We start from the raw sequence: 15,198 nt of genomic DNA on the forward strand, positions 1-15,198 counted from the left end.
TCTTGAGGATTTTAGATTTTAGATTTGGGATTGATTCCACGGATAAATCACGTGGCGGGTACCACCTTTGAAATTCGCTTGTCAGCCCCGACTGGCAAATTTTGGCATCGGCACCACCCGCGGCACAATCAAGCTTCAGCACCTCAACAGCGGCCAACTGCTGCAAGTTTTGGAAGGCTATCAAGGAGATGACATAAGTGCGATCGCCCTGAGTCCCAACGGGAAAATGCTAGTAGCCAGCGGACTCAATGCAGCCAGCGGTTTCTGTCGGGCCACAGTCACTTTGTGGGAATTACCGGGAGGCGAAGTGAGGCGAACATTTGGCAGCGAAAATTATGTAGCGATTTCTTCCGATAGCCAAATTCTTGTCAGTCATGGCGGCCAAACTATCAAACTGTGGAATTTGCAAACAGGCGAATTATTGCATTCGTTGCAAACAGGAATTCGCATCACTTCCGCCGCCGCAATTAGCCCGGATGGGAAATACTTTGCAGTGGGGTGTTTTGATGGTACTGTTAGACTTTGGAATCTTCGCGGCGAATTGCTGCACACTTTAGATGGACATTCTAGTCCTGTGTCTGCGGTGGCGATCGGGCTTTTGGGCGAAACTCTCGTCAGCGGTGGGGAGAATGGTACTGTTAAACTTTGGCAACTGCGGATTTAAGAATATCGATTCCGGTTGCACCGTCCGTGCTTGTTGACTGTTGACTGTTGACTGATGACTGATGACTGTTGACTGTTGACTGATGACTAATGACTGATGACTGTCGGATTTGATATCAAACTAACGCCGATCGAGATACCCGAATTATTCAAAAAGTCGGGTATCTGAACCGCAGACTGACAATTTATATCGGCCTTTTAAGCAATGAAAATCAACGTTCCCTTGCTCATTTCCAAAGTATCGCCCATTTGCATACCATTGTGAAAAGCACCTAAAATCACCTCGCTAGTTTTGCCGAAAGCGATCGCCCCGGTAGCATCAATTCCAATTGCGCCAAAATCCCGTTGACGTTCGTCAGCTTCAGCAAAAGAACGCTCAAAAGCAGCTTTCAAACTCAAACCATCCGTTACCCGAATCACAATTCGCGCGGCCAAACACTCGTCCATAATGTGCTCGCCAATCCCCGTACAGCTTACCGCCGCACTCCCTGCCGCGTAATTTCCCGCCGGCATCGCCGAGTCACTAACCCGCCCAATCCGCTCAAAACCCTTGCCACCAGTCGAAGTCCCAGCAGCCAAGCGTCCATGCACATCCAAAGCTACGACTCCGATCGTACCCACACCGGCAGGTTCGGCAACCACGTCAGCCATTGCTTTGCTAAAATTGCCTTGGCGTTCCTGCATCCACTCGTGCAAACGCAAATCCGTCATCGGATCGTAAATCGGCAAGTGAAGTTCTCGCAGCAATTCTGCCGAACCAAAATCAGAGAGAACCCGATCGTCCGAAGTCTGCAAAAATTTAGCAAGTTCGATCGGATTTTGAACGCGAGAAACATTAATCGCCCCGCTGAAACGCTGCATCAAACCATCCATCAGCGAAGCACTCATCCGAATTTGACCGTCCGACTGCACCACAGAACCAGTACCGGCATTGAATCGCGGGTCATCTTCCAACAATTGGCAGCCCCGCACCACTGCATCTACGGCACTTGCACCGTCTTTCAGCAGCGGATAAACTTCCTCCAAAACATCGTAAAGCGATTTCCGCACCGCCTCAATTCCGCCTTTACTGTGTAGAGAACTGCCGGCACCGCCGTGAATAACTAGCTTTGGTTGCACTTGTTGCGATGCCATAATTTATAACCTAATAACCTAAAATTTTTCCTTTGCAATCTTAGCTTTGTTCGAGCAACTTGCTCTAAATTCTTAATCTTGAGCCGCCAAACGGCGGCGACGACATCGTTCGGAGCAGTATTTGACCTCATCCCAGCAGTCGGCCCATTTTTTGCGCCAAGTAAAAGGTCGATCGCACACCGGGCACATTTTTGTCGGTAAATCAGATTTCGATCGTTGCTTGGCCATGCTAATTTTGACCGAAGAACGAGACGCAAGCCCCTGGCTTTAGACACGGGGATAAGTCGGTAGCGGTTTCAACCGCCTTCAGTTTTTGATATAATTCAAACAGCAAGTAAGAATAACCATCTACGCGAAGAATCATCCTAGTGCGGAGAAATCCCGGCAACGGAGACATCCGCCTTTGATGCGGAATACTTAAAGGGCGAATAATGGCAGGGTGAGGAGCGTACCTATCTGGCATAGCGATGGACTCTGAAAGTAAGAAAAACTCTAAAAGTAAGCGCAATTGCAATATCTTTGATACGGGTATTGTTTTGAGCGTCTAGGGGGACTTTTGCCTGTCCCTTCCAAGTTTAGCTTGGAGAATCCCCAGGCTTCAGCCGTGGGGAGTGTCAAAATAGATTAACTAATTCACATCTTGTACCATTTTTATGAACAGGCAAGATGCCTGTTCCACAAGAGTTAAATTTGATTGTGGAACAGGCATCTTGCCTGTTGCTAAGGAAAAACCTAATTTCTGCCAAACACCTCCCCAAATAAAAATGCTCGAAACGGCCGACGCCAACATCCGAATAATCTTAGTCGAACCTGCTGGCCCATTGAATGTGGGTTCTGTTGCCCGCGTCATGAAAAATATGGGTTTGCACCAATTAGTTTTGGTAAATCCCCAATGCGAGCATTTAGGGGAAGAAGCCCGACTGATGGCAGTTCGCGCCGCCGACATATTGGAAACTACCAAAGTAGTCGAGAGTTTGCCCGCTGCTTTGGTTGGGTGTGTCAGAGCGATCGCAACTACAGGAGATGATAGTCGATCGTTGCCAACACAACTAGAAGAACCCGCAGATGCCTTGCCTTGGCTCCTAGAAGCCCCCAGCGCCCTCATTTTCGGCCGAGAAGACTGCGGCTTGACCAATGCCGAATTAAACCGCGCTCAACGCCTGATCCGCATTCCCAGCAGCGATGCCTACACTTCCCTAAATCTCGCCCAAGCCGTCGCTATCTGCTGTTACGAACTATACAAGTCAGTTGTCAGTTGTCAGTTGTCGGTTGTCAGTGGCCAAAAGGAATCGGCACCCTTGGAAAATTTAGAGGGATATTACCAGCAACTAGAAACGCTGTTACTCAAAATAGGATATTTGCAGCAGCACACAGCAGCAAGCCGGATGGAAAAATTTCGCCGTTTGTATAACAGAGCCTATCCGACAGTGGATGAAGTCGCCATGCTGCGGGGCGTCCTCCGCCAAACAGAATGGGCAATCAAAACTTACCCACGAGAGGCAAATTCTGATACTCTGGATAGGGCGTTACCGGAAAATCCAACGGACAGCTAGGAGAACTTTCCTGCACCCAGTTGTCACCTTCATAACAGGGTTCCTTGACTAAAAACCCAAGCTTTGCGATAATTTGCGGGCAATAAACCCGGTTGCTGATACCATGCAGCGTCTGGGATAAATCTAAAATCTAAAATCTAAAATCTAAAATTGATTGGCTGGCAAGCTGAAAAATCTTAAACTTGAACTTTACATTAGTGATGAAGGAGTAAGACGTGGCAGAGCGGTTTCCCAAAGGATCGATATTATCGGTGATATCCTCGATATCCTCTCCCAACTCCGGCTCAAAGCAGCCTAAGTCAGGCAAAGCAAGTCAGTCTGGCAACTCGGGCCGTCGCCGCCCTTCGCAACCGCAAAACGGCAATTCAGAAATTCGATCGCCCGAACCAGCGACTTTGCCACCGCAACAACGCCGCGGCAGCAGAATTGGAGCTAATTCTCCCACATCTTCAGAAGAATTTACCACACAAGACTTTTTATCCGATCCTCGATCGGCAATTAACCCCAGAAAACCCAGAACCAGCAAAACTCCGCAGTCGAAGACTCGCCAACCAGGCAAAAAAGGCCTCGCTGCTGTCGATATGTTCGAGTTTCCCGATCCGAATCTGGATCGGGAAAATGTGAGTTCGATCGCCAGCAATCCCAACAGCCAGAGCCAAACTGCCACTCCCCCTGCAACCCGTGGAAGTCTTCCCAGTTCGCCCCCAGTTCGCATTCCAGACACGGTAATCCCCCCAGATGCCAAAAAACCCCCCGTGCCTAAACCGCGCCCAAAAGCGAGTCAGAGACCGGGTAAACGCTCTGCACCTCGGAGCGTGCCCCCATTGGTGTACGCTACTCGCTTGCTGATTTTGGGAGTTGGGATAGCGGTGATTTGCGGTACGCTGCTGTCGGTGGTAAATGCCGTTAGTCGAGCATCAACTGTAGCGACAGAAGAACAAACTACCGCAGGGCAGAAAAACCTAGCCGATAGCGCATCTGCAGCATCCGCAACCCCAGAAGTGCTGCAACTGAATCAAGAATTAGGAGCTTTAAAAACCCAAGTTCAGGTTTTAGCAACAGAAAATCCTAGTTTGACAGCCGGAATATTTCTAGTCGATTTAGATACTGGAAGCTACTTAAATTTTAATGGCGATACTGCTTTTGCTTCAGCTAGCACAATTAAAGTACCAATTTTAGTAGCTTTTTTCCAAGCAGTAGATGAGGGCAAAGTGCAGTTAGATCAGATGCTGACGCTGAAGTCCGAACACATTGTCGGCGGTTCTGGGGATATGCAAGACCAGGCTCCTGGCAAGAAGTATTCGGCTTTGGAAGTTGCCCAAAAGATGATTGTTGTCAGCGACAATACGGCGACAAATATGATGATTGAGTTGTTGGGAGGTGCTGAGTTTTTGAATCAGCAGTTTGCAAATTGGGGCTTGAGTACCACGGTTCTGCGTAATAATTTGCCAGATTTGGAGGGAACTAATACTACCAGTCCGAAGGATTTGATTAATATCATAGCCCAGATCGATCGGGGTAATTTGGTATCGGTGAAATCGCGCGATCGCATTTTGCAAATTATGCGCCAAACTAGAAATGATTCTTTGCTGCCGAAAGGTTTAGGCGAAGGTTCAGTTATTGCTCACAAAACAGGCAATATTGATACAATGCTTGCGGATGCGGGGATGGTGGATTTGCCGAACGGTAAGCGTTATTTGGTGGCGGTGATGGTGAAGCATCCGCCGGAAACGGAGAAGCCAGCTCAAACATTGATTCGGGAGATTTCTCGGATGAGTTACCGCTATTTGTACGGTGGGGAAACGCCAGCAGATTCACAAGTGAAAATTAAAAATTGAAAATTTAACCGGGTTTTTTCGGGCAAGTGTTGTAGACTTTATCAAACTATAAATCAGTTTGTATTATGAAACTAAACATTCGACTTGCTTGTCTGGTAGCGCTTTCAACTTTAGCTGTTGGAGTCTCCCCCGCCTTGAGTAATGCTAATCCTGCTCCTGAATATGAGACCGATGGCGTGAGAGTGATTAACAATAATATCGAACTCAATCGGGCAAAAAACTTAGCCCGTCAAGCAGCAGAAATTGCTAATGGGGGTTTAGGCAACTATCGAGCTGAAGCTTCTATGCACGGTACTTCTAAGGAATCGCCGTTTGTTGACAATGGCGATGGAACTTGGACTTTTACTTTTAAGGGTTACAAGCCTGGTTCGTCTGTCTATACTGTAGAAACGGTTGTTACGGTTTCTCAAGATGGCAGAATCAGAGTTGATTACAATGGGCCAATTCGCCAGTTATCTCCATTGTGAACAACTGTGCAAATACCGGGCTATGCAGCTTCAATACCCCGATCGGGATTTAAGTTAACGGCATTTTTTCCCCTTGTTACAATCAAGGGAATTCCCCTCCTCACATCAGCACTAATGCAAATTATCCTAGAAGTTCCCGATATCCTCGGCGAAAAACTGCAACAATTGGGCGATCGTCTCCCGGAAGCCCTGGATCGGGCACTTCGGGAACTCGCCCCCGCAGAAACCATTCCCTACCAAGACGATCGCCAAATCGTCGAACTGCTAGCGAGTCAACCCAGCCCAGAAGAAATCCTCGCAATCCGCCCCACACCTGCGTTGCAAGCCCGCATGAGCCAACTGCTCGATCGCAATAAATCCGGCACTCTTTCGGCCAGAGAGGAAGTCGAACTCGATCGCTATTTGCTGTTAGAACATTGGGTGCGTTTAGCCAAAGCTCACGCCTACAAACGCTTACAGACAGAAGCATGAGTTATGTACCAGCCACTGTGCGTCGCGTCGTCACCCAACGCGCCGCAGAGCAATGCGAGTATTGTCGATTTCCCCAAACGGCTTCACTCTTTGCCTTTGAAATGGAACACATCATTGCTGAAAAACATGATGGGGCCACCGTCGTGGAAAACCTAGCGTTATCCTGTCCTTCCTGCAACCGTTTCAAAGGAACTGACCTAGGTTCTATCGACCCTGAGACAGGACAGCTAACTCCCTTTTTTAATCCCCGTGTCCAGGAATGGTCAGACCATTTTCGGCTAGAAGGAGGAGCAATCGTCCCACGGACACCAGAAGGGCGCGTAACCGCTAAAATTCTGCAATTTAACCTCCTAGAACGCATCCTCGAACGCGAGAAACTTATCAGTATTGGGGAATATCCAGCACCCCGCCCACAAACCACATAAACAGTAGGTGATTGTATAAAATCAACTTAACGATGCAGATTGTAGCAATAATTTAGAGAAGTGGTATTACAAAACAAATGAATAATTTTAATTGTGAAAAAACCTTATAACTGGAATAGGCTTAGAGACTCCTTGGGTGATTGTAATTCCCCCTATGCTTATATAGTAGCTTATTATCTTTCAAGATTTGATAGAGAGGCTTATCAGAAATTGGGATTTGGTAATATGACTGATACCCATGAAAAAATAGGCTCTCTACTTGGAATTTCCGCTAATACAATCAAAAATTTGAGAGATGCCTTTGATCCTTATCATGAAAATAGGCGTAGAGGCTGGTGGCAGAGAGAGTTATGGCGTTGTGAGAAAGAAATTTATAAAGGATTTAAAGAATATTTTGAAGAAGAACTCTATGTTTTAGTTTGCAAAATTTTAACCACACCCAAGCTTGATTTTGAACAGCTTTTCGATTCTGTTAGTGTCTCAGATGATACGCTAATATTTCCTGATGAAGTCGGAGAAGTAGAGGAAACTAAAACTTTTAAAGAAGGTTCTATCCGTCAAATACAAGTTAATGCTTATGAACGAAATAATCAAGCTCGCAAAAAATGTATTGAATATTATGGGCTAAATTGTTATATTTGCAAGTTTAACTTTGAAAAAGTTTTTGGAGAAATAGGTAAAGGTTTTATTCATGTTCACCATATAATACCTTTAGCTGAAATTAATCAAGAATATGAAGTTAATCCTATTCAAGATTTACTTCCACTATGTCCTAACTGTCATGCAATGATTCATAGGAAATATCCTCCATTTACTATTGAAGAAATCAAAGATTTACTTAGTAAACACTGACTTCGTAGATAGATGTCCAAGATATTTTATGATACCATTGAGGATCAAACCCTTGCCGCACCAGCCATACAGCCGAAAGATTTGACAATCAAGCATCCACGATACAAGCCCCCGGATTCATCTGTCCAGAAATAAAAAACCTGTATCCGATAAACCAGCCCCCGAATTTATCCGTGGGGTCAATGCTTCAATCTAAAATCTAAAATCTAAAATCTAAAATCGATTGACCCCTCAAACAAACACCTACCGATTCACGGAAATTCCAGGAACCAGAAAGGGATTAAACACTCGCCACTGCTAACTGTTCTGCCGCCTCTTTCTCGTTCATCTCGTCGAGTTTTTGCCAAACTTGCTGCATCAATTCATCCAATCCAAGTCTACTAACGGCGGAAATCAACAAAACAGGAGCGTCGCTAATTTCTTGAAGTCGGCTGGTTAAATTACCGATTTCTTCGCTTTCGAGGTCGATCGCATCTACTTTATTAAAAGCCAAAATCTGCGGTCGATCGGCTAAACCACGCCTGTAAGCCTTCAATTCTTCCTGAATTGTGACATAATTGGCGATCGGATCTTCATCGGTAATATCGATCAAATGCAGCAGCAACCGAGTCCGCTCAATGTGCCGCAAAAACTCGTAACCCAAACCAGCACCTTCGTGCGCCCCCTCAATCAATCCCGGAATGTCTGCAAACACGGTACCGTCGCCGCTGGGTTTTCGGACTACGCCCAAATTCGGGACTAAAGTTGTAAACGGATAATCTGCTATCTTGGGGCGGGCCGCAGACAAAGCAGAAATTAAGGTGGATTTGCCAGCATTTGGCATCCCCAGAATTCCCACTTCCGCTAATAGCTTCAATTCCAAACGCAAAAATTTGTGTTCTCCTTCTTTTCCCGGCATCGCATAATCGGGAGCGCGGTTGGAATTGGTCAGAAAACACTTATTCCCCAAACCGCCTTTGCCGCCTTTAGCTACGCAAAAAGTCTGTCCGGGCGTTACTAAATCTGCTAAGATTGCCTGAGTTTCCGCGTCGTAAACAACTGTACCGCAGGGAACTTCGATCGTGCGATCATCCCCACCGGCACCGGTCATATTTTTCGGCGCGCCTCGTTTCCCGTCATCGGCTTTAAAAATCCGGTTGTACTGAAAATCTAGCAGCGTTTGCAGGCTTTCCACCGCCACCATATACACGGAACCGCCTTTGCCGCCTGTCCCGCCAGAGGGGCCGCCGGCCGGTACATACTTTTCTCTGCGAAAAGCTACCATACCGTCGCCGCCTTTGCCGGCTGCGACTTGAATATCTGCTCGATCGATAAATTGCATAATTTAGTCAGTAGTCAATAGTCAATAGTCAGTAGTCAATAGTCATTAGTTATTATTATACCAGATGCAAGTACCATATTCCCCTTTTCCTTTAGTCCGCGTCGGCGGACGACAGCCAAGTTTCGTCGCGATTTACAGTTGCCGGAAAATTATAATTTTACCAATTCTGAAAAATAGTGCAGAGTGAGAGATTGTACGTGAGCATTTGTAGGGAAACGGCAATGCCGTGTCCGGCTCCTAAATGGGCGAGTTTTAATAATTTGTATAAGATTGAGAATAAGCTGTCGCGCATTTAAATTGTAGATTGAGGGCGGGCGGGACGCCCAACCCCTACACCCCACAAGACTTTAAAATTTTTTGACATACCATTTTTTGACATACCATTTAAATGCAGAACAGCTTAGTACCAAAACTTTTGTTGAATTAGTATTATCAAAGCAGATTTGATATTAGCAGGACTCACGCACAAAAACTGCATAAACCGGGTTTTTCTACTGGGGCGGATTGGTATAATGATGTTGTTTCGTAGAAAAACCTGGTTTTTGCGTTCAGGACTAATTAGTAGTCATTGGTTAATAATTACACTCATTAATCCAAGATGTCACAAGAATGACAACTGCCTACTGACAACTGACAACTGACAACTGACAACTGACAACTGACAACTGACTAATGACTACTAACAATAGGACGATACATCTTCCTTACATTCATCTGCCAAATAGCAGAGAGCTCGAAAGCGCATCCCGACTAACTGTTCGTAAAGCGGGTTAATCTGGCACATCGCCGGAATATGGACGATTTTGTGACCAAATAACACGACATCTCGCTCAAACGGACACTGGGGCGGAATAATTTTACAGACAAAGTGTGCCAATTTTGGGTCGTGAATTTCCCAGCCGTCAAGCCAGTCTTTGACGGGTTGCAGGACATTTTTGTGGTGAGGTTTAGGTAGCCGAGATGAAAGGGGTGTCCCGGCGGCGGGGGCGACATTCGCATCAAATACTATTTGGCTGCTGGGCCCCTGCGGATCATCGCACTTGCTGTCTTCGATGGTGTGTCGCAGAGCTTCGATCGCCTCTACATTGTGCCCCAAAGCTGTGCAAAATTTAGAGATTACCTCGTCTTCGCTGAGCGAGTAGGTACCGTCTGCCAAAGCTACCATGACTGCTGTCCTTAAAAAATCCTCGCCTTTGGCGGTGTCTTTCCCTAACACAGCGGCTAATTCCTCTGGGGCAATAGGTTCAAAGCCCTCCTCAAAAGATACCGGGTGTAGTTCATCCTGAGTTAGATTTGCAATCATTTTTTGCTCGTCTTCGTCAAAGTTGCCGTCTGCCCAAGCAATTGTCAGCAATCCCCGCAGCCAAGCAGTAATCTCTTCATTGGTGCAGGAAGATTTAGCGTTACTCATTAGCATTTCCACTTGGATGTACCAGTCAATTTGTTCGTTTACAGCGGACTCAATATTCCCCTCCCAATAATTTTTACTGGTTTTTTGGTCGATCGATGATCTATTTGTGGAAGGTTTGTGGCCGAAGATTGCTCCAAACGCTTGTAGTGGACGTGTTAAAAGCATATTTGTTTCTCAGCAGCATCGCTGACTAGCGAGCTAATCTATTGGCTAATCCTATTCCCTAAAAAGTCATCTATCGGGAGGAATAGGTTCGTTGAATTCATCTTAACTCTAGTTGCACCCATCGAGATGGCGATCGAGTTTTATGCAACCCCGATTGCCATTAGCAACCCAATTTTTCGCAAGAAATAAAAGGTTGGCAAGCGTAGGATCTAATCAGAAACTGGGTTTGTCACCCAGGGGCGATCGAACTTCGCTCTGTTTACATTTTAATATATATTTTTGTGAATTTTTCTATGCCGGCAGCACAATATTAACAGCGAGTCGGCTTTAAGCTGTTAAAAGAAAAATATAGGAGGAAAATTTTACGGCCGATAAAAGGTTTTGATTGCTGCGTCCGTCTAAAAATGACCGATTTTTTTTAACTTCGGCGGCACAAAATCCAGCGCAATTCCATTGGCGGGCGGGCGTTTGCCATCGGGAAGACATCTCGACCGGTGGCCCAACTGGGAAACCAGGGCGTCGGTGGCCAGGCTCCTTCCGGCAGGTGGTGGCGTTCGTACTCAAACACCAATTCGTCGGATATTTGGACTAAGGGCAACCCTTCCATTGCGGTAGCGAGTTCTTGGGGCGTAAATAAAGTAGACCAAGAGAGTTGGGCAACTTGTCGCACGAGGGCATCTGGCTGATAGTCACCGACGGTTAAAAACGTGCTGAACAGCAACAGGCCTCCGGGAGACAGGGAATCGCACATTTTAGCGAGGAAAAGCCGTACTTGATCGCTGTCTCGAAAATGTGAGATGACTTCAGCGGCAACTGCCAACTGGTACCGGGCAGGTTTCATCCGCATTAAGGGGTCGAGCACGTCGCCTTCAGTCACTGTCACGGGAAGGTTTTCGGCTGTTACTGCTGCTTTCAATTGTTCGGCAAAAGCTGGAGCTAGTTCGATCGCATCTACAGAATAGCCCAATCTCGCCAGGGGCAAGGTATTGCGGCCTGTACCAGCCCCCACGTCCAAAATCCGCACTTGATCGGGCGTGCCCAATTTAGCAGCCGTTGTCATCAATTTTGCATCGGGATGAGAACCGAAAAGCGGAGGTTCTCTGGTGTCTACCCAGCTTTTATACTGTTCTCCAACACTTGAGGTAGTAACAATGACTTTGCAGGCTAAACCGGTTTGTGGTGGCTGCACTGATTCGTATTGTAGGATCAGCATCGATGCTGTGGAGGTGCGGTAGCCTTGTTCTAACTTGGTGGCTAACAGCTTGCTGAGTTCGTCTCTGCGGTCTTCGGGCAGTGGTCTGTCGAGAGTGCTAAATAGCTTTTCTATGGACTTGAGATAGTGGCTTACCATTCCCGGAACGCAGGGGAAAACTAATTCTCCACGAGCTATGATGCGAGTATTAATTTTGTAGAGGATTGCTTGCTGGAGAATGTCGGGATTTACTACCAGGGGTAGCTGTTCGGTCTGGTTGATTGTACTTTCGGCGCCCATAAATTCCGCGAAGAGGTTATTAGTTGTTAGCTGTTAGTTGTTAGCTGTTAGTTGTTAGTTATTTGTTATTTGTTATAACTCACATTTTGCACCCTTTTCAGTAACAGGCAAGATGCCTGTTCCACAAAGAGTAGATTTTCTTCTTGTGGAACTGGCATCTTGCCTGTTCATAACAAGCTATAAGCAGCGCGTCAAACCACTTTTCGTGTAAGTATTAATTATCAAAAAAACGCCGATTTGAGAGCTTTATTTTGGATAAATCTCAAATCGACCTAGCCCAAAACCCCAGTAGGTTCCAAAATCGGAGTTAGTATCAAGAAAAGCTGTAGCGGATTTAAATTGTATTTTTCACGGCGAGGTGGAAAAAGCGTCAAATCCTCTCGCCTTCTCCCCTCTCTCCTTCCCCTTGTCAGCCATAACAGGCAATGTATATGGGTAGCAACTAAAAGCTGGGCTTAGTTGCTGCCGGTAAAAGTCACTTGGGGGAATCTTGACTGAGCTTCAGTCATCGGGCGCCGTCTGCCTTCCTCTTGCCAGTAGTTGATGACTTCTGTGGCTTGGTTGAGGATTTCGACACGATCGTTATCAGCAATCCAGTGTTTGGCTTCGAGTTCGTTTTTGAGGTCTTCCCACGCATCTTTGCGGGGCCAGAAAAAGTAGGATGTCAGCGGGCTAGTTCCTTTGCCGACAACTTGGTCAACGGCGAGGGCAACATTCTCTTCTAGCCAGAGAACTTTTAAGATGAACTTGGACAAGCAAACCTCCAGGGTTCCGATCGAACTTGTTAAAAATTTCTACAATCGCTAAGCGTAGCACACTCTGTTCGATAATTGGTCATCGGCCATGAAAAGTTTTGTGGCGCGGCTGGTTTTAGCGCCACTCAGGGGCTGGGAACAGATAAAATTTGGGTTCTCACCCGCCCTAGGTACAAGGATAATTAAATTGTGAACAGAGTTATTGTAGTCTTTGACATTGATGGTGTGGTGCGGGATGTGTCGGGTTCTTACCGGCGGGCGATCGCGGATGCGGTGGAACATTTCACGGCGGGTGCTTTTCGTCCGAATTCTCTCGATATCGACTCTCTGAAGTCTGAGGGTGTGTGGAATAATGACTGGCAGGCGTCTTTCGAGTTAGTTTGCCGTTATTTTGAGGGGATTGGGCGATCGAGAAACGAACTCGCTCTCAACTATGACGAATTAGTGGCTTTTTTCCAAAGTCGCTATCGCGGGCCTGATGAGAAAAATTGGACTGGTTATATTTGTGACGAACCGCTGTTGTTAAGTCCGGCTTACCTGGAAAATTTAACTGTTGGGGGCATTGTTTGGGGCTTTTTTAGCGGGGCGATGCGGGATGAAGCTGCTTATGTTTTGTCAGGGAAATTGAGTTTAAATTCCCCGGTGTTGGTGGCGATGGAAGATGCACCGGGAAAACCCGATCCGGCTGGACTTTTCGCGGCAATTGAACAGTTGGAAACTCTGCACGGTTTAGAAAAAAATTTGCCGGTGATTTATGCGGGAGATACTGTTGCGGATATTTACACGGTTGTGAAGGCGCGGGAAGTGCAACCAAATCGGGTTTGGCTGGGGGCTGGAATTTTGCCACCTCATGTTTTGGATGATGTTGTGCGCTGTGAGGCTTATGCTGCGGCCCTGAAAACGGCTGGTGCAGCAGCGGTTTTCAGGAATGTCGAGGAGTTGACGCCTGCGCGGATTTGGGAATTAGTTAATTGTTATACCAATTTTTTATGAGGTTGCATAGAATCCGATCACCGTGGCGCCCCCCGCGGGAGGGGGGGACAAGATTCTTCTCAAAGTCAACCCCTACTCCCCAACAACCAGGGGGAGTAGGGGGTATGCGAGGGGGATCGAGATATGTGCAACTTCACATTAAATTGGTATTAGTTGTTAGTTGTTAGTTGTTAGTTGTCAGTTGTCAGTTGTTAGTTGTCGAAATAACAAATAACCAATGATATCCTTTCCGGTTGTATCGGAATAATAAAATCGAGTCAACAGTCAACAGTCAACAGTCAACAGTCAACAGTCAACAGTCAACAGTCAACAGTCAACAGTCAACAGTCAACAGTCAAGAGTCAACAGTCAACAGTCAACAGTCAACAGTCAACTTTCCTTTTGAGATTATTGCAAGTGCAAGAATTTGTCTAATGCACTGACTGCAAGTGGTGGCCAGCGGCGGTTATTGGCAACCCAATCGAGGTCTTTGTAGCGGGAGTCGAGGCCGATGGCTGCTACCCAATTGCTTTCAGCTTCGCCGCGATTTCCGGCTTCCCAAAGACAGGCGCTGAGGGCGGCTCTCATGTCGGCAAATTGGGGGTATCTGCGGACGATGTTTTTCATGTTGCGAATTGCTTCTTTGGTTTGCCCGTTTTGATAAAGTGCGAGGGCGTGGTTGGCGCGGGCAAAGGCGTATTCGGGGGCTAGTTCAAAGGCTTTGCTGTAGTCGGCAATTGCTTGTTCCCATTTTCCTAAACCTGCTTCGGCGTTGCCTCGGTTGTTGTAGGCGGCTGGATCTTGGGGGTCTAATTCTAGTACATGATTGTAGTCGGCGATCGCTTCTTCCCAGCGTCCTAAACCTTCTAGGGCGGTGCCGCGGTTTAGGTAGGGATCGGGGGCGTCGGGTGCTAGTTCGATCGCTCTTTCGTAGTCGGTAATAGCGGCTTGTAGTTTGTTTTGGCTGACTCTAGAATTGCCTCGGTTGCTCCAAGCGGCGGCTTGTGAGGGAAATTTGTCAATGATTTGAGTCCAAAAAGTTTCTGCGGCGGGAAATTTGCCTTCATTTGTAGCTTCAAAAGCTTTTTGAACGAGTTCTCCCAATTCCTGTTGAGGATCGGTGATATCTGTTGGTTGTACTTGTGCGGCTACGGGGGCGATATTTCCCAACCATACTAAGCCGGTTACAATTAATACTGTAAAAAATGTGAAAAGTGAGCGAATCATCGTTGTTGGTCGTTTAAACTTTGCTAAACATATTATTAACCCAAATTGCGGGCGTTGGTTAGAAGATGTTTGAAAAGTCTCGGCGACTTAAGTCGCAGCTACACGGACAAAACCTGCCTCCGCAGGTTCTGGATTTTGTTTAGGCGGCGTAGGCGGACTTTGGTTGGGTAGTGGCGGGTTTAACTGATATCATGTCCGATCGATTGACAATAATATCCCGGCCGGGGCGGGTTTTTGAAATTGTCAATTATTGGCAGATATTGTTGGTGAACCCGCCCCTACCTGATTTTGGGCGAAGGGAAGCGGAGGGAATCGACAAACCCGCCCGACCCCACGAAAAATCCTCTTATTGATATTGCTGCAAGATGTCAGTTTTAACTGAGATATTGCACCATTCTCAATTAGCCGTAGGGGCGGGTTCGCCAACAGCCTTAAAGCTTGCAAATAGGTTC

At 46.7% G+C, this 15,198-nt stretch carries 17 protein-coding genes; 8 read left to right on the forward strand and 9 right to left on the reverse strand.

Annotation, left to right across the window (positions count from 1 at the left end; genetic code table 11):
- The first annotated feature begins 67 nt into the window (after positions 1–67).
- Complete coding sequence (locus QUB24_RS31490; protein WP_333157484.1) at positions 68–664, forward strand: hypothetical protein; 597 nt, start codon at positions 68–70, stop codon at positions 662–664.
- A 197-nt stretch (positions 665–861) separates the two neighbouring features.
- Here the strand turns inward: QUB24_RS31490 and QUB24_RS31495 are convergent, their stop codons facing one another.
- The 3 genes from QUB24_RS31495 to QUB24_RS31505 all read right to left on the reverse strand — a co-directional run bounded on the left by QUB24_RS31495 (position 862) and on the right by QUB24_RS31505 (position 2,260).
- Positions 862–1,797 (reverse strand): isoaspartyl peptidase/L-asparaginase, encoded by a 936-nt coding sequence (locus QUB24_RS31495; protein WP_333157485.1) that lies wholly within the window; start codon positions 1,795–1,797, stop codon positions 862–864.
- A gap of 72 nt (positions 1,798–1,869) precedes the next feature.
- The gene (locus QUB24_RS31500) at positions 1,870–2,025 is read right to left on the reverse strand and encodes a DUF2256 domain-containing protein (RefSeq protein ID WP_006631540.1); all 156 of its coding nucleotides are present in this window, start codon (positions 2,023–2,025) and stop codon (positions 1,870–1,872) included.
- 1 nt (position 2,026) lies between these two features.
- Positions 2,027–2,260 carry a hypothetical protein gene (locus tag QUB24_RS31505; RefSeq protein ID WP_333157486.1) on the reverse strand — a complete coding sequence of 78 codons (234 nt, stop codon included), beginning with the start codon at positions 2,258–2,260 and terminating at the stop codon, positions 2,027–2,029.
- Positions 2,261–2,561: 301 nt separating this feature from the next.
- On the opposite strand from QUB24_RS31505, the gene QUB24_RS31510 reads away from it, so the two are divergent.
- From QUB24_RS31510 to QUB24_RS31535, 6 genes are all read left to right on the forward strand, one after another.
- Positions 2,562–3,350, forward strand: coding sequence for an RNA methyltransferase (locus tag QUB24_RS31510; protein ID WP_333157497.1), 789 nt, complete (start codon positions 2,562–2,564; stop codon positions 3,348–3,350).
- Positions 3,351–3,601: 251 nt separating this feature from the next.
- Positions 3,602–5,188 carry a serine hydrolase gene (locus QUB24_RS31515; protein ID WP_333157487.1) on the forward strand — a complete coding sequence of 529 codons (1,587 nt, stop codon included), beginning with the start codon at positions 3,602–3,604 and terminating at the stop codon, positions 5,186–5,188.
- A gap of 65 nt (positions 5,189–5,253) precedes the next feature.
- A complete protein-coding gene (locus tag QUB24_RS31520; RefSeq protein ID WP_333157488.1) occupies positions 5,254–5,655 on the forward strand; it encodes a hypothetical protein in 402 nt (133 codons plus the stop codon).
- Between the two features lie 6 nt (positions 5,656–5,661).
- Positions 5,662–6,126 carry a hypothetical protein gene (locus tag QUB24_RS31525; RefSeq protein WP_333157489.1) on the forward strand — a complete coding sequence of 155 codons (465 nt, stop codon included), beginning with the start codon at positions 5,662–5,664 and terminating at the stop codon, positions 6,124–6,126.
- Entirely contained in the window at positions 6,123–6,551 is a 429-nt protein-coding gene (locus QUB24_RS31530) for an HNH endonuclease signature motif containing protein (protein ID WP_333157490.1), read from the forward strand. The genes QUB24_RS31525 and QUB24_RS31530 overlap by 4 nt, the downstream gene beginning before the upstream one ends.
- A 93-nt stretch (positions 6,552–6,644) precedes the next feature.
- The gene (locus QUB24_RS31535) at positions 6,645–7,403 is read left to right on the forward strand and encodes an HNH endonuclease (RefSeq protein ID WP_333157491.1); all 759 of its coding nucleotides are present in this window, start codon (positions 6,645–6,647) and stop codon (positions 7,401–7,403) included.
- Positions 7,404–7,683: 280 nt separating this feature from the next.
- Here the strand turns inward: QUB24_RS31535 and obgE are convergent, their stop codons facing one another.
- The 4 genes from obgE to QUB24_RS31555 all read right to left on the reverse strand — a co-directional run bounded on the left by obgE (position 7,684) and on the right by QUB24_RS31555 (position 12,559).
- Positions 7,684–8,724, reverse strand: a complete 1,041-nt coding sequence (gene obgE / locus QUB24_RS31540) for a GTPase ObgE (RefSeq protein WP_333157492.1) — start codon at positions 8,722–8,724, stop codon at positions 7,684–7,686.
- 679 nt (positions 8,725–9,403) lie between these two features.
- Positions 9,404–10,300 (reverse strand): Mo-dependent nitrogenase C-terminal domain-containing protein, encoded by an 897-nt coding sequence (locus tag QUB24_RS31545; protein WP_333096542.1) that lies wholly within the window; start codon positions 10,298–10,300, stop codon positions 9,404–9,406.
- Positions 10,301–10,718: 418 nt separating this feature from the next.
- A complete protein-coding gene (locus QUB24_RS31550; protein ID WP_333157493.1) occupies positions 10,719–11,792 on the reverse strand; it encodes a class I SAM-dependent methyltransferase in 1,074 nt (357 codons plus the stop codon).
- A gap of 455 nt (positions 11,793–12,247) precedes the next feature.
- Positions 12,248–12,559: a 30S ribosomal protein PSRP-3 gene (locus tag QUB24_RS31555; RefSeq protein WP_278187374.1), complete on the reverse strand. Its 312-nt coding sequence runs from the start codon at positions 12,557–12,559 to the stop codon at positions 12,248–12,250.
- 177 nt (positions 12,560–12,736) lie between these two features.
- On the opposite strand from QUB24_RS31555, the gene QUB24_RS31560 reads away from it, so the two are divergent.
- Positions 12,737–13,540, forward strand: coding sequence for a TIGR01548 family HAD-type hydrolase (locus QUB24_RS31560; protein WP_333157494.1), 804 nt, complete (start codon positions 12,737–12,739; stop codon positions 13,538–13,540).
- A gap of 387 nt (positions 13,541–13,927) precedes the next feature.
- On the opposite strand, the gene QUB24_RS31565 is transcribed toward QUB24_RS31560, so the two are convergent.
- Both QUB24_RS31565 and QUB24_RS31570 read right to left on the reverse strand, forming a co-directional pair.
- Positions 13,928–14,746 carry a tetratricopeptide repeat protein gene (locus QUB24_RS31565; protein WP_333157495.1) on the reverse strand — a complete coding sequence of 273 codons (819 nt, stop codon included), beginning with the start codon at positions 14,744–14,746 and terminating at the stop codon, positions 13,928–13,930.
- 243 nt (positions 14,747–14,989) lie between these two features.
- Positions 14,990–15,198 (reverse strand): hypothetical protein (locus QUB24_RS31570; RefSeq protein ID WP_333157496.1); only part of this gene is annotated, 209 nt, incomplete at its 5' end.

Origin of the sequence: Microcoleus sp. B9-D4 (assembly GCF_036705105.1) — a bacterium.
Taxonomy (GTDB): Bacteria; Cyanobacteriota; Cyanobacteriia; order Cyanobacteriales; family Microcoleaceae; genus Microcoleus.